A 17,315-nucleotide genomic window follows, 5' to 3' on the forward strand; every position below is an offset into this window, starting at 1 on the left:
AAACGTAAGCCAGATAATTAGGTAATATCGCTTACGTTCAACATTAAAACTGACTCGCTTTAAGTCATAATTCAGCACAAAAATATTATATTTTTATAGGCAATGCCAAGTTATTTCAAATTTATAGTAACTTTATTGTGCTTTTGTAGTCTTATACTATAACATAACCCTTTACATGATATCTTAATTTATGTTTTCACTCGCTAAAGAGAATATAAAAATTGCTTTTGACTCTATAAGAACCCAGTTACTACGTACTATTTTAACTATACTTATTATTGGTATTGGTATTATGGCTTTGGTAGGTATTTTAAGTAGTGTATCGGCTTTAGAGAATACTATTTCTAGTGATTTTTCTTCAATGGGAGCCAACACATTTAACTTGCAGCGTTATGAGTTTAACGCGCAACGACAAAGTGGTGGCGAACGTCAAAAAATAAACCCTATTATTAGTTATAGAGATGTAAAAGCGTTTGAAGACGCTTATGACTTTCCTTACACCAGAACATCTATTTCATTTTTTGGCACTTCAACTGCAGAAGCAAAACACGAAAACTTAAAAACCGATCCTGAAGTCGCAGTTTTAGGTGTTAATGAGCATTACATCCAAAATTCGGGTCTTGAAATAGAAAAAGGAAGAGCTTTAAATTATTTTGATGTACACAACAATAACAACGTATGTGTTATAGGTAGCGATTTAGAAAAAGCTCTACTAAGCGATGTTAACCCTATTAATAAAACCATAAGCGTTAGAGGTGCAAAATTTAAGGTGATAGGGGTACTAAAATCTAAAGGGTCTACATTTGGAAACAACCAAGACTTACGAATGCTCATACCATTACAAAAAGCAAGAAGTATATTTACTAGCCCTAATATTAATTACGGTTTAAGCGTTAAAGTTGACAAAAAAGATTTCTTACAAGGTGCACAAGACGAAGCCATCTTATTGTTTAGAAACATTAGAGGTCTTAATCCTATTGAAGAGAATAACTTTGGAATAGAACGTAGCGATGACCTTATTAATCGTATTGGTGAAATGACCAAATACCTTTACTTGGCTGCTTGGATAATAAGTATTGTTACCATTTTTGGGTCATCAATAGCACTAATGAATATTTTATTTGTTTCGGTTTCTGAGCGTACTCGTGAAATTGGAGTTAGAAAAGCTTTAGGTGCTAAACGAAAAACAATAGCGTTTCAATTTTTTATGGAAGCTATTATCATTGGACAACTAGGTGGTATTTTAGGTATTATTCTAGGAACAGGAATTGGGTTGATAGTAGCAACAGTAGCTAAATTTCAATTTGCTATACCTTGGTTAGCGATGTTTAGTGCATTCACCATTGCATTTGTTGTAGCTATAGTTTCAGGATTACTACCAGCTGTTAAAGCAGCAAAACTAGATCCTGTAGAGTCGTTAAGGTATGAATAATTTAGCTGTTAGCTGAAAAATAAAGAAATCTATTTCTTTATTAGGTTTTCGAAATATCTATATAAGTCGCCTTTAGTAATTACGCCTCCTTGTTGTATTAATTTAAATTTATCTAAGGCTTTGTCTTCAGTATAAGTCTTTTTTGCTGTGAGTAACTCAACATCATCAGACAGGAGGTTGTTTCTAAACCAGTCAAAACCTTCGCTCGTTGTTAAGTCAGTAGTCTCATTTTTAATTTTAATAGCAATTAGTTCCATTTCATTCTCTTTAAGATGAAACAAATGCATTTGTTGAGGCGATATATGTTCTAGATAATTAACTTTAGTCAACACACCTTCCCAAACCAAATCACTAAACACATCTAACTCTTGTTCGGCAACTTCAGGTTTATTAACCTTTATGTCTGCCCATTCATCTGCAGTGATAGATTGGGTTGCTAAAAAGTTTATAAACTCTTTATGGAGTTCTTCAAATTGTTCTTTAGTAAGTCTAGCGTATTTCATTGCTAATGTTTTTTGTAATTAAAAAGCCCCAACATAGTTGAGGCTTTTAAAGATATTATTTTTGAATATTAAGCTTCTGCTACAACTTCAAACGGTAAATCTACAGTTACGTCTCTGTGAAGTCTGATTACAGCTTCGTATTGACCTAAACGCTTGATGTTACCACCATTGATAGAAATGTATTTCTTTTCAATAGCATGTCCTTGGTTATTTAAAGCATTAGCAAGGTCTATATTAGTAATAGAACCAAATAATTTATCACCAGCAGTTGCACCAGCACCAGCTTTAGCAGCGATTTTAATTTCTAATCCTTTAAGTAACTCTGCAGTTTTGTTAGCTTCTTCAATAATTGACTTTTCTTTGAAAGCTCTTTGCTTTAAAGTTTCAGCTAATACTTTTTTAGCTGAAGCTGTTGCCATAACAGCATGTCCTTGAGGAATCAAAAAGTTTCTACCATAACCGTTCTTAACTGTTACAATATCGTCTTTAAATCCTAAATTTTCAACGTCTTGTTTTAATATAAGTTCCATAGTTATGTTATTTTATTTTAATAAATCTGCTACATAAGGCATCAACGCAAGGTGACGCGCTCTTTTTACTGCTACAGATACTTTTCTTTGGTATTTTAAAGAAGTTCCTGTTAAACGTCTTGGTAATAATTTACCTTGCTCGTTTACAAAACTTAATAAGAAATCTGGATCTTTATAATCGATGTATTTAATTCCAGACTTTTTAAAACGACAATATTTTTTCGTTTTAGAGGTATCTATATTTAATGGAGTTAAATATCTAATTTCTCCATCTTTTTTTCCTTTTGCTTGTTGTTCAATTGAAGACATAATTTACGCTTTTTGTTTGTTTCTAGTTCTTCTCTTTTCAGCCCAAGCAATAGCATGCTTGTCTAATTTCACTGTTAAATAACGCATAAAACGCTCATCACGTCTAAATTCTAATTCTAACGGAGAAATTACTTCGCCATCTACAGTGTACTCAAATAAGTGGTAAAATCCACTTTTTTTGTTTTGAATTGGGTAAGCTAATTTTTTTAAGCCCCAATCTTCTTTGGCTATCATCTTCGCTCCTTTAGAAACAAGAAAATCTTCGTATTTCTGTACTGTTTCCTTTATCTGAGTCTCAGATAAAACGGGATTTAAGATGAAAACAGTTTCATAATGGTTCATATAAATATAATTTTATAATTAAAAATGGGTGCAAAAATAACTATTATTTCTAATTCTGGCAACATTTTTGAAAGGAAAAATGAAGTTATCGTAATAGTGTTAAAATTTTGTTAAAAGAAACACTTTACCGATGTTTTTTGGTTTTTATCCGAATTTTTCGTACTATTGTCGATATCTTAACCTAAAATATAATAATGTTATGACTTTAAATTGTGTAGTAGTTGATGATTCTGCAATCCAACGATTATCTATTGTAAAGTTAATTGAGAACCACTCCTCACTTAACCTTATTGCAGAATATAGTAGTGCTTTAGAAACAAAAAACGGATTAAATACTCATAAGGTAGACCTTATCTTTTTAGATATTGAAATGCCTGTTTTAAATGGTTTTGAACTTTTAGACGTACTTAACAACAAACCCCAAATTATTTTCGTTACAGGAAAAACAGAATACGCATTTAAGGCTTTCAATTATGATGCTACCGATTATCTGCAAAAACCAATCACTAGAGAACGTTTTAACACTTCTGTTGAAAAAGCATTAGAACAGCATAAATTAAAGCTAGATTTTAATGAAACTGATGGCGAGCACATCTTTGTTAAAAGTAACCTTAAAAAACGTAAGGTATACATTAAAGATATAAAATGGATTGAAGCTCTTGGTGACTATGTAAAATTAGTAACCGAAGAAAATAGCTTAGTAGTATTATCTACAATGAAAGCTTTTGAAAAAGAACTACCTGAAGGTAAGTTTTTAAGAATTCATAAATCGTATATCGTAAATCTTGACAAAGTAGACCGATTTAACAGTAAGAATGTTGAAGTTGGAGCTTATGAAATTCCTTTAAGTAGAAATAAAAAGACACAACTTGTTGATGCGTTAAACAACATTTAAACTTTAATAATTATCGACATTTAAAACTACTCTTACAGGTCTAAAATCTTTAACACTTTGGAAGCTATTATTAATTTTAATAATAGCTTCTTTAGTTTTTGATAGTGACTGTTTTGGTGGTATTTTCACCAAAATATTTTTATGATATAAATTTCTAATCCTAGACACAGGAGGAAACTCAGGTCCTAACACATTATCTCTAAAAACTTGTCGTAATGATTTTGTATACCAATCTGCCGCAAAATTGACTTTATTAAAATCTCTATGCTTCAGTGTAATTTTAATAAGCCTATACAATGGTGGATATTTATAATTATGTCTATCATTCATTTGCTCATTAAACATCTCCACGTAATTGTTAGTTGAGACTTGCTGTAAAATACGATGATAAGGGTTATAGGTTTGAATGAGTACTTTTCCTCGCTTATCGGTTCTTCCTGCTCTACCTGCAACTTGTAACATTAATTGAAAACTACGCTCATGCGCTCTAAAATCAGGAAAATTAAGCATATTATCAGCATTCATGATTCCTACAAGCTTTACATTTCTAAAATCCAATCCTTTGGTAAGCATTTGTGTTCCTACCAAAATATCTATTTCCTGTTGCTCTAAAGCTGTAATTATTTTTTCATAACCATATTTTCCTCTGGTTGTATCCAAATCCATACGAGCTACTTTATGGTTAGGAAACAACGCTTTCACCTCCTCCTCTACTTGCTCAGTGCCAAATCCTTTACTATCAATTTCTACACTTCCACAAGCTTGACATTGCTGCTGCATTGCCATGTGATAGCCACAGTAATGACAACGTAATTCATTTTTATATTGGTGAAAGGTTAAACTCACATCACAATTAGGACATTGTGGTGAATGCCCACAGGTATTACACTCAACAATTGGAGAAAACCCTCTTCGGTTTTGAAACAATATAATTTGATGACCTTCTTCAAGCGTTTCGGTCATTTCTTCAATCATTCTATCACTAAAATGACCATTCATACGCTTTCTTTTGTGCTTATCTTTAATATCGACTAGCTCAACATCTGGCATCATCACATTATTGTAACGCTGATTCAACTCTACAAAACCATACTTATTTTGCATTGCATTGTAATAGCTCTCCAGACTTGGTGTTGCTGAACCTAGAAGTGTTTTTGCTTTAAACATGTTTGCCAAAACAATAGCTGCATCTCGTGCATGATACCTTGGCGCAGGATCAAATTGTTTATAGGATTGCTCGTGTTCTTCATCTACGATAATTAATCCTAGATTATGAAACGGTAGCAATACCGAAGACCGAGCTCCTAAAATTACTTGTGCTTTTGGTGAATTGTCTAACATATTATTCCACACCTCAACACGCTCGTTAACCGAATACTTGGAGTGAAATACCGATACTTGTTCGCCAAAATAGTTTTGCAGCCTATCAACCAACTGAGTTGTTAAAGCAATTTCTGGCAACAAATACAATACTTGTTTGTTTTGTTTTAAAACCTCTTCAATGAGCTTGACATAAATTTCGGTTTTACCTGAAGATGTCACACCATGCAACAGTGTTATATTTTGGCTTTGAAAAGACTGTTCTATTTGTTCTAACGCTTTTTTCTGATGCTCGTTTAATTGTTTTGAACTTTCATTTTCTTCACCTTCATATTGTACTCTATCGGTTTGAATAAAATACTCTTCGAGAATACCTTTATCTATTAAAGCTTTTATAATAGTTGAAGACGCGCCACTTTGATTGGTTAAATCTGAAACTTTAACTGGCTTTTTGGTTTGTGCAGAAATTGAAAACAAGGCTAACACAACTTCTTTTTGTTTGTGCGCTCTTCCTAATTCTTCTAACAAATTTTGAAGTGCTTTTTCAGAAGAAAAACTAGAATGTAATTTTACATAACGAACTAGTTTAGGCTTGTACTTTTCATAAATTTCTTCTTCAACAGTAATTGCATTTTTTTCGAGTAAACGCTTTATAACAGGAAGTACATTTTTTTTATCTAAAATAGACATCAAATCCTGAATCTTTAATGATGACTGATGGTGTAACGCCTCATAAACCAAAAACTCATCGTCTTTTAAGTCTTCATCATTAACAATCCTATCTTTATTTTTTGTGATTATAGTTTCACTTTCCAACAAAAATGCACTTGGTAATGCTGCACGCATAACTTCACCTACCGAACACATATAATATCTAGAAATCCAATGCCAATGTTGTAATTGAGTTTGCGTTACCACAGGTGTTTCATCGAGTATTTGATGAATGTCCTTCGCCTCATAAACCACTGGAGCAGTATTGTGAACACTATACACAATAGCTGTGTAAATTTTAGATTTACCAAAAGGCACAGACACACGCATACCAGATTTTAAAAAATTGGCTTCGGCTTCAGTAATACTATATGTAAATAGTTTTTCTAAAGGAATTGGAAGTATGACGTCTATAAAATTTGGCATAAGCCAAAGGTAAACTGTTTACACAAAAAAACCATCTCAAATTGAAATGGTTTTTTTACTCTACTAAAGTATTGACATTTACTTACTAGTCCCTTAACTAATTTCACACACAAACTTTATTATCTTATTTTAAAAAAAAAAGCGACTTAATTCCCCTTCTTATTATCGATTTTAAATAACTTTTTTAGCGAAGAGGTGTCTTTCTTTTTCTCTATTACTTGATCTGAAGTTACTTTGGTTTTTACAGTTCTTGTTGCACTTCTTCTTCCTCTTGCAGAATTTTTATTATCATTAGTACTCTCATTAGTTTTTATAACATTAGGAACACTAGCCGAAGTGCCTCCAGACTTTTTATGTGCCAAGGCTCTTAAAACTGCAATTTTAGTATCAAAATCTCCTGAATATAATTGATCATAAATAGCAATTGCATCTGTAAATTTGTTTTGTTCTTCATATATCCAAGCCAATAGCAGCAACTCATTTCTTGTAGATTTTACATTCGCTTTATATGGATTCACATCTAAACTTCTATTAATATCTGCTGCGGCTTCTTGTAAATTACCTAATTTAAATTGTAATTGCGCACGCATGAAATAAGATATAGAGTTTGGAGTTAAAGCAACTTGTTGATTGTAGGCTTCTAAATCAGTTTCTTTAGCATGTTCTCTAGCGATCAACATTTTACTAACACGCAAGCTTTCTAAAAACTCAAAATAAGTATTGCAACTATAAATTAATTCGTACTCTAAAGCTAAAACTAATTCCTTTCTTGCTAACTGACCTTTGTAAAATTTCTGATTAGGGTCTTCTTCAACTATTTGTGCATCAATTTGAGCTGCATACTTAGTTAATGTTTCTCTAAAACATGTTTTATATGTATTTTCGGTAAGTCTTCGTTTTAAATTTTCTTGCTCAATGCAATGACACATATCGTCTTTAAAAGCTGCTTTGTAAGATTGTGCATAAATACCATTAACGCTTAATAAGAAAAAGCATACCATCAAACTAAATTGTTGAATTGTAAAGTATAATCTACTCCTTTTCATCTTCCTCTTCTTTTGTGCCAACAAAGTAAGTCTTGATGGTAATTCCACAATACTTCAATGCTTTTTTTGCCTTGTTTAAATTAAGTGTCGCTTTGGCTTGTCGCATAAATGGTGCATCACTGATATCATCTATTAAATCAGGTACAATTTGTAAAAGGCTATCCACATCTTGTTCTGCGTGTTCAACAAGTTCATCTTCAATCTCAGCAGGAATTTCAACTCCTGCATTAACCAAACTATCATAAACAAAAACTTTATGATACAGCTCAAATGTATTGTTTACAAACGCATCAACACTCTCTACCTTAGAAGCTCTTTTTGGTGGCTTGATTCGTTTTTGAGACCAACTAAGCATTGGCAATAAAAAAACAAACACAAGGCATAGGGCTATTCTATTTTTAAAACTTACTTTTTTCATAAGAAACTGTTTTTACTGTTTTATAATGCGTTTGGTGTAAACTCCTGATTGGTTTGATAGCTTTAAAATGTAGATACCAGAATTTAAACTTGATACGTCTAGATTATTCCTGTAGTTTAATAATTGCTCAGCTTTGATAAGCTTTCCATTAATATCAAATAATTGTAATGCAAAGTCTTGTTGAGTTGTATTTTCAATCGTTAATTCATCTGTAGCAGGAATTGGATATATATTTATTTCTTCAAAAGCCACTTCTTCATCACTCAACGTAAGACAATCTGGATACGTTCTTCTATCTCTTGTTGAATTCACCCAAGACCCAAACAAGAGGGATTGAGTTATCATTTCTATTGGGTTTCCTTCTTCATCATTTGTTATTAACTCTCTACTGTTCGTTTCATAACTAGATGAAGCGGTATTCCAGTCTGATTTTAGAGTTTCTATCAAAAAGTGATTAGCGTCATAAGTAAATACTTCTAAAACATCATTTACCCATTGTTCGCCTTCCCAATCTTCAAGTGTAGATTGAGTTGCTAATTGATTTGTGTCATAAACATAAGTTTGTCGGCTTCGATGTACCCAATCGTCTCCAACAATATCCCAATCGTAATATAGAATGTTATCAATCCGCTCAAAATTATTATACTGAATAACATTTCTACCTGTATTAACATAAGTATCTGTTGCACTCACATAATCTTGATAAATTACTTCGTAAGTCATCGCTTGGGTATCATATTCTTCAATAATTACCTCCACTAAAACCCATGCTTCATTTTGCCATTCGTAGTTATGTGTTGTGGTTAAATTTTCAGAATTATATATATATGTAGTACGCAATTGATTTTCCCACGAATTGCTTTCAACATTCCAAAGCTCATTTATATTTTCTAATGGTTCATTGTTTCCATTATAGGTTATTGTTAATCTTGAACTATCAACAAACAAACCTGAACCAAAATCTAGAACCTGAGACTCTACTAATGTTGGCATACAATTTTCGTTAAAAGTGTACTCTATATTTGAAAAATGCAACCAACTACCTCCATTCCAAATATCAATATCCCAAGTTTCTGGAATATTGAAAATTTGCTCTTGCGCATTAGAATAGATACTTAAAAAAAGTAGCGTAAAAAATAACTTTAACTTCATGAAATTGCCTTTAAAAATAAATTAACACCTAAAGCAAATACTTATTTCGGCAAAAACCCATAACCAACTTATTATCGTTAGCTTTGAGTATATTAACGTAAAAACAGTCGGTTTTTCTGACAATAAATTGCTACTTTTAACCAGCTATTAGTTAACTATTAAAATGAAAAATAGTTTATTCTTATTCTTTTTAATGCTTTCATCATTTTGTGTTTCTCAAAACAAAATGCTTGATTCGTTAGAAACTGTTATCAACAACTACAAACAAGAAGATACTACTTACGTAAATTTAAGATTGAAATTTGCCGCAAGAAAAATGTATTTAACACCATCAGACACTAGTTGGTTAGGGTACAATTTAAAGACTTTAAAAATCTCAAAACAAAACAACTATACAAAAGGAATAGCTGTATCTTACAACAACATAGGTATTATTCAGCATTATTTTTTATCAAATCCAGTAAACGCTTTAAACTACTATCAAAATGCTTACGCATTAATTGAAAACAACCCTAAACTTGAAAAATATGCCGTAGGAGTACTAACTAATATTGGCCTCATTAATTACGAACAACAAGAATACGACAAGGCATTGAAGAGTTTTAAAACGCTACTCCATTTTCCTGAAAACAAAGCCAATACATTTTTTAACATTGGCAATATTTATGGTCAAACAAAAGAGCTCGATTCGTCCATTTACAATTATAAAAAAGCTATCATAGAAGCCGAAAAAAGCAACTCTAGCAGCCTATTGATAGCTAACACCAAAAGCAATTTAGGTTTAGTACAAACTAATGCTGGATACTTAGAAGAAGGCTTAAAAAACACTATAGAAAGTTTAAACATAATTGAGCAACATAATCTAGAGATTTTAAAAGTAGCTGCTTATACTAATGCTGCAGAAGTATACCTTAAAAACAATGCTATAGAAAAAGCCGAACATTATGCCACAAACAGCTTAAAGCTAAATGAAGCCTTAAATAGCTTAGCTACAAAAAATAGTGCTTTAGGCACTCTTGCAAATGTTTATGAAATAAAAGGCGATTACAAAAACGCACTAACAACATACAAACAACATATTATTTTAAGAGACAGTCTTATTAATGCCGATAGAAAACTTGAAATTTCACGAAAGGAAATTCAATTTGAAGCTGACAAAGACCGAGCAATTGCGCAAGTTGAAATTGAACGTCAAAAGTCAATAAAAAATGCATCAATAATTGGTGGTAGTGCTTTTATAGCAATTTCCCTTATCGGTTTTATGCTTTATAAACGTAAGCAAGAAGCAGTTTCAAAATCTAAAGAAGCTGAGTTTAATGCTAAGGTTTCTGACACTGAATTGAAGGCGTTACGCTCGCAGATGAATCCGCATTTTATTTTCAATTCCCTAAACTCTATTGGAGATTATATTTTAAAAAACGACACGCAGTCTGCTAGTGATTACCTGAGTAAATTTGCTAAACTAATGCGTTTGACCTTAGAAAACTCAGAAAAAAAAGAGATTTTATTAAGTGAAGATATTTCTCTTTTAAAAACTTATATGGATATTGAGCGTAAGCGGTTTCAAAATAAATTTAATTACACAATACAAGTTGACGAAACCATAGAAACTGACGAAATTTTGGTTCCTCCCATGATTCTTCAGCCATTTATTGAAAACAGTATTATACACGGTTTATCGCAAATTGAAGAACCTGGAAATATAACCATCAGCTTTAAAAAAGAAAACAATATGCTTATTTGCAGTGTTGATGACAATGGTGTTGGTAGACAAACTATTGAACGTAATATGCCAACTAAAAAATCGTTAGGAATGACTATTACCAAAAGTAGAATTGAAATCATCAATAAACTAAAGAACACCAATGGAGATGTAAAAATTATAGACAAAGAAAAAGGCACGAGAATAGAAGTATCTCTACCAATACATCTTGCCTACTAAAACATGATAAAAACAATAATAATAGACGACGAAGCACATTGCGTTGAAAGGGTTTTGAGCCTTATTAATAGACACCCAAATACTTTTAATGTACTTACAACATGCAATACTGTTGAAGAAGCATTAGAAGTTGTTACTAAAATGGAACCAGACTTGGTGTTTTTAGACATTAAAATTCATGATAAAACAGGCTTTGATTTTCTTAGAGGTATGAGTAAGATTAATTTCAAGGTGATTTTTACAACTGCTTTTGACAATTATGCTATTAAAGCATTTAAGTTCAGTGCATTTGATTATTTATTAAAACCTATAGATGCTGACGATTTTAACGATGCTGTGAATAGACTAAAAACTAGTTTACATGAAAGTAATATTGAACATCAAATTCAAAATTTATTTAAAAACCTAAAACAAGATCAAAAAAAAGTTATAACAATTCCAACGCTATCAGGCTTTGAAACTCTAAAAGTAGAAGATATTATACATCTAGAAGCAGACACGAGCTACACACATATTTTTACCAACGAAGGCAAAACTATGGTTTCTAAACCAATTAAGTTTTACGAAGATTTACTGGAAGACAATTCATTTTTCAAAACCCATAAATCTCACTTAATTAACCTAGAACATGTAAAAAAATACTACAAAGGCAAACAAAGTTATGTTGTAATGTCTAACAATTCAAAAGTGCCCATTTCTGTAAGACGAAAAGAAGAATTTTTAAAACACTTTAGTTAATCATTTTTAATGTTGTACTTTCTCAATACATGTAGAGAAGCATTAAGTTCATAACCTAATAATAAAATATTGGAGTTTAACCATAAGTACAATAACAGTATTAACAAAGCTCCAATAGAACCATAGAGTTCATTGTATTGCGAAAAGTTATTTATGTAAATACCAAAAAGGTAAGACGTTGATATTATTAATAAAGTGGTTAATAATGCGCCTATGGAGAAGAAACGAGATTTTCTACCTTCTTTAGTTCCAAAATAGTACAAAGTAGCTGTTGCTAAATACACCATTAAAACAAAAAACATGTATTTTGCAAATACAATCCATCCCAAACCTGAGTCACTCTCTAAGACATCTTTTCCTGTAATGCCTTGGTATATGGGTTGTATCACATAAATTTGAAAGTATCCAAACACTGCAACAGTTAGCAATACTAAAAATGCTAAGATTAAAGCAATCCCTAGTGCGTAGAGGTATTGCTGAAACACATTTCTTGTGAGTTGTTCATGATAAGAATTTTCAAAACCAGAAAACACTGCATTTACGCCATTTGCCATTAGTAACATAGACAATAAAAAAACCGATGATAATAAACCAGCTCCTCCACTTCCGCTAATGTTTTCAAAAATATTTGAGAAGAAAAAATCTGATGTTTGAGGAGGTAAAAACGAATTTAGAAACTGCTCAAACTTAATTTGAAAATCGTCAATAGGAATGTATGGAATTACAATAATGACAAACAGTAAAAACGGGAAAATAGCAGTAAAAAAACTAAAAGCAATTGCACTTGCTCTTGTTGTTAGAGCACCTTTTACAATTCCCATAAAGTAAAGCTCCATTAAATCATAAACAGATAAGCCTTCAAGACCTGGCAATTTTATCTGTTTTAAAAACCTAACAAGCAGGTTGATTACTGGTAACTTTTCAAGTTTATCTTCAATGGGTTTGGTCATTGATTAGAAGCTTTTTTTAATTCTTCATTAATTTTAAATTTCCAAGCTATTAACTCAGCCTCATTATTTCCAAAAGCAGTTTGGGTGTAAAGATTATACACTTCTGTTTCATAAGCTTTATTTATTTCCTTGTACGCATCGCTAGCATACTTAACCCAATTATTATAGTCATCAACTTGTTTTTCTTTAAACGACTCTCTTAGTTTAATTGAATAAATTTCTGTTAAGTCAAAATGAATATTAACCAAATCTAATCCTTTGTTGGTTCTATAATCTGGTTGAACCCAAGAACACTCAGTATTAAATTCAGTTTCAACTACAAACCTCCCTTTATTGGATAAAAACTTAGTAAAATCAAAGTAAGCGTCAATATACAAACACGTATAAAACGGATAACTAAGCTTTGGAGCATCTTTAAAATCATCCCAATTTAAAGTACGGTTATCACTCCATAATATTTCTTTTTCAAACGGAGTAACATCATCAATCTTATAAACTTCAAAATCTATTTGATGACACGTGCTAAAACCTGGAAGCTTATGGTTAGTAATTTTAACCACATTTCCTCCAACTGACCTAGACTTATCTTTTGCTATATTAATAACAGTTTCATAGCCACAGTCTACTGACATGCCTCCATCTCTTATCTTAAAGTCTCCAATTTTTACTCGCTTAATACTATCAGGAATATTCACTCCTTCTTTAAAAACCACAACACTTGCGTTAGACTCTAATGCAGTTGTAGTTACATACAAATTGTTTTCCTTAACGCTCATTGCAGATTTACAACCTAAAAACAGAATGCTCAAAAAAACAACAGAAAAAAAATTCCTCATTAGTCTACAGCCTTTAAACTTAAATCCATGTTATAAACTGAGTGCGTCAATGCACCTGATGAAATATAATTAACACCACAAAGTGCATATTGCCTAACAGTTTTTTCGTTGATACCACCAGAAGATTCTGTTAAACATTTATCTCCTATTAGCTTTACAGCTTTTTTAGTGTCTTCAAAATTAAAGTTGTCAATCAAAATTCGGTAAACACCATCACTTTGCAAGATTTCTTTAATTTCATCAAGATTTCTAGCTTCAACAATTATTTTTAAATCTCTTCCTGTGTCTTGTAAATATTGCTTGGTTTTTTCTATAGCTTTAGTAATTCCTCCTGCAAAATCAATATGGTTATCCTTAAGCATAATCATGTCATAAAGAGCAAACCTATGGTTTTCGCCTCCACCAATTTTTACAGCCCATTTTTCAAGAGCTCTAATTCCTGGTGTTGTTTTTCGAGTATCTAAAATTTTGGTTCCTGTACCTTCGAGTAAGTCTACAAACTGTTTTGTTTTGGTTGCAATAGCACTCATACGTTGCATAGAGTTAAGCACAAGTCGTTCTGCCTTTAAAATAGATTGCGAAGACCCTTCAACATAAAACACAATGTCTCCCTTTTTTACATTACGACCATCGTTGATAAACGTTTGCACTTTTAAGTTTTTATCTACATGCTTAAATATAAGTTTCGCAAACTCTACACCAGCTATTATCCCATTATCTTTCACCAATAGTTTAGCTTTTCCTTTAGCTGTAAGTGGAATACATGCTAGTGAGCTATGGTCACCATCACCAACATCTTCTCTTATGGCATTTGCAATTATTAAATCTATTTCGTTATTGAATTGTGCTTCGGAAATCATGATTTTAGTATTTAATGTAAAAATAGCAATAGATTTTCGAATTACGAATTATGATTGCTTATTTAAAGCATCAAAAATTGTAAATTTGGCATATGACCATAAAACTCTTAGCCATAGGCAAAACAGATAGCAAAGCGCTTCAATCATTAATTGACGAGTACACAAAGCGTCTTGGGTTCTATATTAAGTTTGAGCTTGAAATTATACCAGATATCAAAAACTCAAAAAACCTAAGCGAAACACAGCAAAAGCAAAAAGAAGGCGAACTTATTTTAAACAAACTTAACCCAACAGATGTATTAATTTTACTTGACGAAAAAGGAAAACAACTAGATTCTGTTGCTTTTGCCAATTACTTACAAAAACACATGAACTCAGGCATTAAGCAGCTTGTATTTGTAATTGGTGGACCTTATGGGTTTTCAGAAGAAGTTTACAGCAAAGCAGCAGGCAAACTATCTTTATCTAAAATGACTTTTTCGCATCAAATGGTACGATTATTTATGGTTGAACAACTCTACAGAGGCTTTACTATTTTAAGAAACGAACCTTACCATCATAGATAAAAAAAGATGCCAAATGGCATCTTTTTTTTATCTGTTATTGCTTTATTTACAAGTTGTTTTTCTTTTATGCTTAGTTAATAATAGAGAGTTTACGATCGTAAAACCCGATATAAGGAACAAAAACATATATTTCCAATTATCATGATCTTTAAACAAAAATGAATTAACAAGTATTAAAGCTGCCCAAACAATTGCGTTTATAAGTATTATTTTTCTCATACTTATAGGACGTCAAAAACAACAAAATGTTACAAAGACTACTCTAAGCCCAAGCTTTTAATGTATGCTTTATTGTTTGATGGTCGACCTAAAAACTCTTCTACAACCTCATCAACAGGTCTTTGACTTCCGTTGCTAAGTATTAATTTTCTGTATTTAACTCCTGTTTCTTGATCTCTCAATCCGTTTTCCTCAAAAACTGTAAACATATCTTGCGCATACACTTCAGACCACAAGTAACCATAATAATAAGTTGGGTGTGTATTAATATGAATCCAGCTTGCTTGAGGGTGTGTTCCTTCAACATACCAATCCATTACATTCATTTCATTATCAATATGTTTCCATAACTGGTCTGTATCTAATGGTTGATTTGGATCATATTTATCGTATAAATTCATATCATAAATACAACGTCTTAGTGATCCTTGTGCTGAAAGACCTGAAGATACATTTTTTGCGTTTACCATATTATCAAACAACTCTTTAGGAAAAACCTCTCCTGTTTTATAATGTTTTGCAAACGAACTTAAGATGTCGTAATCCCAAGTCCAGTTTTCAAAAATTTGAGACATAGCTTCAACAAAATCAGATTTTGTACCTTCTTGTAAGCTGTATTCCCCTTCGTAAGACATAGAATCCATTATATGTCCAAACTCGTGAAACAAAGTATTTAATTCATTATGACTTAATAATGAAGGCATTGTTTCGGTTGGTTTTGTAAAGTTTCCTAATAACATTGCTACAGGAACTTCATAACCTTCAGCTGTTTGTTTTCCAGATGAAAGAGGCACACAGTAAAACCAGGACTCTTTATTTGGTCTTGGATATAAATCTAAATAAAAACGTCCTTTCAATTTATCGCCTTCATACACTTTATAAGCTTCAACGTCTTCATGCCATACTGTAGCAGTTTCATCTTTTTTAAACTCAAGACCTAATAGCTCTTGATAAATATCAAACAATCCACCTAAACACGCATCCATTGGTAAATATTCGCGTATTTTTTCGTTGTCTACTTTATAGTTGTTTTTTAATATTTCGTTTTTATAAAAACTTAAATCCCAAGAATTAATAGGCAAGCTCTCATCAATCCCAAAGGCTTTAGCTCGTTGTGCTTTTAAAACCTCTATATCGTTAATTGCTTTCTCTTTAGATTCCGCTACTAAACCGTTTACAAATTCCCAAACATTTTCAGGGTTTTTAGCCATTTTATTCACTAAGTTATATTCGGCAAATGAGTTATAACCCATAAGCTGTCCTAATTCATAACGCTTTTTAACCAACTGCTCTAACACATCAAGGTTTTTATCTGCTCCTCTATTTGCATAAAGTTTATCAAACTCTTTTCTAGTAGATTCTTCAACTGCATTATCCATAACAGGACCTCTAGTTGAAGACATTACTGGAATTTCGTAACCTGCTTCGGTTTTATACGTTGCTTTAAAACTTTCAGGTAAACCTTTAGCTCCTTTTTCATCTAGCTTTAATACCAAATCTGCAGTATTCATGTTTGTAGAATACTGAGATGTCAAATCAGTAATTTCAGATCGTAAAGCTTTATATCTTTCAAGTTTTGCTTCGTCAAGATTAACACCAGATTGCTCAAAATTTTCAATCACACCATCAACAAATCGCTTTTTACGATTTTCTAATTGAGTGTAGGCATCAGAATCCTTAAACTTCTTTAACTGTGCAAATAACGCTTTATCTGCTCCTAACACTGTCATTAATGAGTCTATCTTTTGTGAAGACGCTAAACCTTTTGCTCTTGTTATTGAATCGGTTGAAGTCCAGTACATCAAAAACGCATTACTATACGCTTTAGACAATTCATTACTAACACCATCATAAGCTTCAAATGTATTAGCTAATGTAGGAGTGCTTCCTTTTTTAATCTCTTCAATGACTTGTACAGAGTTGTCAATAGTAACATCTACATACTCTTCAATAGCAGCTCCTGTTACATTTGCAAAATCAAACGGTTGGTTTAATTCTACATTAAATGGATTATCGGCTGATAGTTCTTTTTGTGGTTTTTCTTCTTTATCGGAACAACTCATAAGTAATATTAGTGAAAGTGAAAATGAGTAAACTAGTTTTTTCATAAAAAATGTGTT

General features: G+C 31.8%; 17 protein-coding genes. 5 read left to right on the forward strand and 12 right to left on the reverse strand.

Annotated features, from left to right (window positions below; genetic code table 11):
* Nucleotides 1-190 precede the first annotated feature (190 nt).
* Nucleotides 191-1,432, forward strand: coding sequence for an ABC transporter permease (locus tag ACQ0RB_RS09035; RefSeq protein WP_430497975.1), 1,242 nt, complete (start codon nucleotides 191-193; stop codon nucleotides 1,430-1,432).
* A 29-nt stretch (nucleotides 1,433-1,461) separates the two neighbouring features.
* Here ACQ0RB_RS09035 and ACQ0RB_RS09040 read toward each other — a convergent pair whose 3' ends face one another.
* From ACQ0RB_RS09040 to rpsF, 4 genes are all read right to left on the reverse strand, one after another.
* Nucleotides 1,462-1,935, reverse strand: coding sequence for a DUF6495 family protein (locus ACQ0RB_RS09040; protein WP_131508509.1), 474 nt, complete (start codon nucleotides 1,933-1,935; stop codon nucleotides 1,462-1,464).
* 68 nt (nucleotides 1,936-2,003) lie between these two features.
* Entirely contained in the window at nucleotides 2,004-2,465 is a 462-nt protein-coding gene (rplI, locus tag ACQ0RB_RS09045) for a 50S ribosomal protein L9 (RefSeq protein WP_129761356.1), read from the reverse strand.
* Between the two features lie 12 nt (nucleotides 2,466-2,477).
* Entirely contained in the window at nucleotides 2,478-2,777 is a 300-nt protein-coding gene (gene rpsR, locus ACQ0RB_RS09050) for a 30S ribosomal protein S18 (RefSeq protein ID WP_187347862.1), read from the reverse strand.
* Nucleotides 2,778-3,116, reverse strand: coding sequence for a 30S ribosomal protein S6 (gene rpsF / locus ACQ0RB_RS09055; protein ID WP_129761354.1), 339 nt, complete (start codon nucleotides 3,114-3,116; stop codon nucleotides 2,778-2,780).
* A gap of 199 nt (nucleotides 3,117-3,315) precedes the next feature.
* Between rpsF and ACQ0RB_RS09060 the strand changes: the two genes are divergently transcribed.
* Complete coding sequence (locus ACQ0RB_RS09060; RefSeq protein WP_129761353.1) at nucleotides 3,316-4,011, forward strand: LytR/AlgR family response regulator transcription factor; 696 nt, start codon at nucleotides 3,316-3,318, stop codon at nucleotides 4,009-4,011.
* A 3-nt stretch (nucleotides 4,012-4,014) separates the two neighbouring features.
* Here the strand turns inward: ACQ0RB_RS09060 and priA are convergent, their stop codons facing one another.
* The 4 genes from priA to ACQ0RB_RS09080 form a co-directional block, all read right to left on the reverse strand.
* A complete protein-coding gene (priA, locus tag ACQ0RB_RS09065) occupies nucleotides 4,015-6,468 on the reverse strand; it encodes a replication restart helicase PriA (protein WP_430497978.1) in 2,454 nt (817 codons plus the stop codon).
* A gap of 146 nt (nucleotides 6,469-6,614) precedes the next feature.
* Nucleotides 6,615-7,514 (reverse strand): tetratricopeptide repeat protein, encoded by a 900-nt coding sequence (locus tag ACQ0RB_RS09070; protein WP_430497980.1) that lies wholly within the window; start codon nucleotides 7,512-7,514, stop codon nucleotides 6,615-6,617.
* Nucleotides 7,501-7,932: a hypothetical protein gene (locus ACQ0RB_RS09075; protein ID WP_131508503.1), complete on the reverse strand. Its 432-nt coding sequence runs from the start codon at nucleotides 7,930-7,932 to the stop codon at nucleotides 7,501-7,503. The genes ACQ0RB_RS09070 and ACQ0RB_RS09075 overlap by 14 nt, the downstream gene beginning before the upstream one ends.
* Nucleotides 7,933-7,944: 12 nt before the next feature.
* Nucleotides 7,945-9,084 (reverse strand): T9SS type A sorting domain-containing protein, encoded by a 1,140-nt coding sequence (locus ACQ0RB_RS09080; protein ID WP_430497983.1) that lies wholly within the window; start codon nucleotides 9,082-9,084, stop codon nucleotides 7,945-7,947.
* A 163-nt stretch (nucleotides 9,085-9,247) separates the two neighbouring features.
* Here ACQ0RB_RS09080 and ACQ0RB_RS09085 point away from each other — a divergent pair, with 163 nt between their 5' ends.
* Both ACQ0RB_RS09085 and ACQ0RB_RS09090 read left to right on the forward strand, forming a co-directional pair.
* Nucleotides 9,248-11,026 carry a tetratricopeptide repeat-containing sensor histidine kinase gene (locus tag ACQ0RB_RS09085; RefSeq protein ID WP_430497984.1) on the forward strand — a complete coding sequence of 593 codons (1,779 nt, stop codon included), beginning with the start codon at nucleotides 9,248-9,250 and terminating at the stop codon, nucleotides 11,024-11,026.
* A gap of 3 nt (nucleotides 11,027-11,029) precedes the next feature.
* On the forward strand, nucleotides 11,030-11,764 hold the full coding sequence (locus ACQ0RB_RS09090; protein WP_430497986.1) for a LytR/AlgR family response regulator transcription factor: 735 nt from the start codon (nucleotides 11,030-11,032) through the stop codon (nucleotides 11,762-11,764).
* Here ACQ0RB_RS09090 and ACQ0RB_RS09095 read toward each other — a convergent pair.
* Genes ACQ0RB_RS09095 through nadC form a run of 3 tightly spaced genes read right to left on the reverse strand, consistent with a single transcriptional unit; the run spans nucleotide 11,761 to nucleotide 14,410 of the window.
* On the reverse strand, nucleotides 11,761-12,714 hold the full coding sequence (locus tag ACQ0RB_RS09095; protein ID WP_129761346.1) for a YihY/virulence factor BrkB family protein: 954 nt from the start codon (nucleotides 12,712-12,714) through the stop codon (nucleotides 11,761-11,763). The genes ACQ0RB_RS09090 and ACQ0RB_RS09095 overlap by 4 nt on opposite strands.
* The gene (locus tag ACQ0RB_RS09100; protein ID WP_430497989.1) at nucleotides 12,711-13,550 is read right to left on the reverse strand and encodes a hypothetical protein; all 840 of its coding nucleotides are present in this window, start codon (nucleotides 13,548-13,550) and stop codon (nucleotides 12,711-12,713) included. Before ACQ0RB_RS09100 ends, ACQ0RB_RS09095 begins: the two co-directional genes overlap by 4 nt.
* Nucleotides 13,550-14,410 (reverse strand): carboxylating nicotinate-nucleotide diphosphorylase, encoded by an 861-nt coding sequence (gene nadC, locus ACQ0RB_RS09105; protein ID WP_430497991.1) that lies wholly within the window; start codon nucleotides 14,408-14,410, stop codon nucleotides 13,550-13,552. The genes ACQ0RB_RS09100 and nadC overlap by 1 nt, the downstream gene beginning before the upstream one ends.
* A gap of 92 nt (nucleotides 14,411-14,502) precedes the next feature.
* On the opposite strand from nadC, the gene rlmH reads away from it, so the two are divergent.
* Entirely contained in the window at nucleotides 14,503-14,976 is a 474-nt protein-coding gene (rlmH, locus tag ACQ0RB_RS09110) for a 23S rRNA (pseudouridine(1915)-N(3))-methyltransferase RlmH (RefSeq protein WP_131508491.1), read from the forward strand.
* A 257-nt stretch (nucleotides 14,977-15,233) separates the two neighbouring features.
* Here the strand turns inward: rlmH and ACQ0RB_RS09115 are convergent, their stop codons facing one another.
* Nucleotides 15,234-17,303, reverse strand: a complete 2,070-nt coding sequence (locus ACQ0RB_RS09115; protein WP_430497995.1) for a M3 family metallopeptidase — start codon at nucleotides 17,301-17,303, stop codon at nucleotides 15,234-15,236.
* Nucleotides 17,304-17,315: the final 12 nt, after the last annotated feature.

It is taken from the genome of Gaetbulibacter sp. PBL-D1 (assembly GCF_050509525.1).
GTDB classification, from domain to species: Bacteria; Bacteroidota; Bacteroidia; order Flavobacteriales; family Flavobacteriaceae; genus Gaetbulibacter_B; species Gaetbulibacter_B jejuensis.

Coding starts and splice junctions, on each gene's coding strand:
- ACQ0RB_RS09095 (WP_129761346.1), bottom strand. CDS start 12,714: ATGACCAAACCCATTGAAGATAAACTTGAAAAGTTACCAGTAATCAAC.
- rpsF (WP_129761354.1), bottom strand. CDS start 3,116: ATGAACCATTATGAAACTGTTTTCATCTTAAATCCCGTTTTATCTGAG.
- rlmH (WP_131508491.1), top strand. CDS start 14,503: ATGACCATAAAACTCTTAGCCATAGGCAAAACAGATAGCAAAGCGCTT.
- ACQ0RB_RS09060 (WP_129761353.1), top strand. CDS start 3,316: ATGACTTTAAATTGTGTAGTAGTTGATGATTCTGCAATCCAACGATTA.
- ACQ0RB_RS09080 (WP_430497983.1), bottom strand. CDS start 9,084: ATGAAGTTAAAGTTATTTTTTACGCTACTTTTTTTAAGTATCTATTCT.
- nadC (WP_430497991.1), bottom strand. CDS start 14,410: ATGATTTCCGAAGCACAATTCAATAACGAAATAGATTTAATAATTGCA.
- rplI (WP_129761356.1), bottom strand. CDS start 2,465: ATGGAACTTATATTAAAACAAGACGTTGAAAATTTAGGATTTAAAGAC.
- ACQ0RB_RS09090 (WP_430497986.1), top strand. CDS start 11,030: ATGATAAAAACAATAATAATAGACGACGAAGCACATTGCGTTGAAAGG.
- priA (WP_430497978.1), bottom strand. CDS start 6,468: ATGCCAAATTTTATAGACGTCATACTTCCAATTCCTTTAGAAAAACTA.
- ACQ0RB_RS09075 (WP_131508503.1), bottom strand. CDS start 7,932: ATGAAAAAAGTAAGTTTTAAAAATAGAATAGCCCTATGCCTTGTGTTT.
- ACQ0RB_RS09085 (WP_430497984.1), top strand. CDS start 9,248: ATGAAAAATAGTTTATTCTTATTCTTTTTAATGCTTTCATCATTTTGT.
- ACQ0RB_RS09100 (WP_430497989.1), bottom strand. CDS start 13,550: ATGAGGAATTTTTTTTCTGTTGTTTTTTTGAGCATTCTGTTTTTAGGT.
- ACQ0RB_RS09115 (WP_430497995.1), bottom strand. CDS start 17,303: ATGAAAAAACTAGTTTACTCATTTTCACTTTCACTAATATTACTTATG.
- ACQ0RB_RS09040 (WP_131508509.1), bottom strand. CDS start 1,935: ATGAAATACGCTAGACTTACTAAAGAACAATTTGAAGAACTCCATAAA.
- ACQ0RB_RS09035 (WP_430497975.1), top strand. CDS start 191: ATGTTTTCACTCGCTAAAGAGAATATAAAAATTGCTTTTGACTCTATA.
- ACQ0RB_RS09070 (WP_430497980.1), bottom strand. CDS start 7,514: ATGAAAAGGAGTAGATTATACTTTACAATTCAACAATTTAGTTTGATG.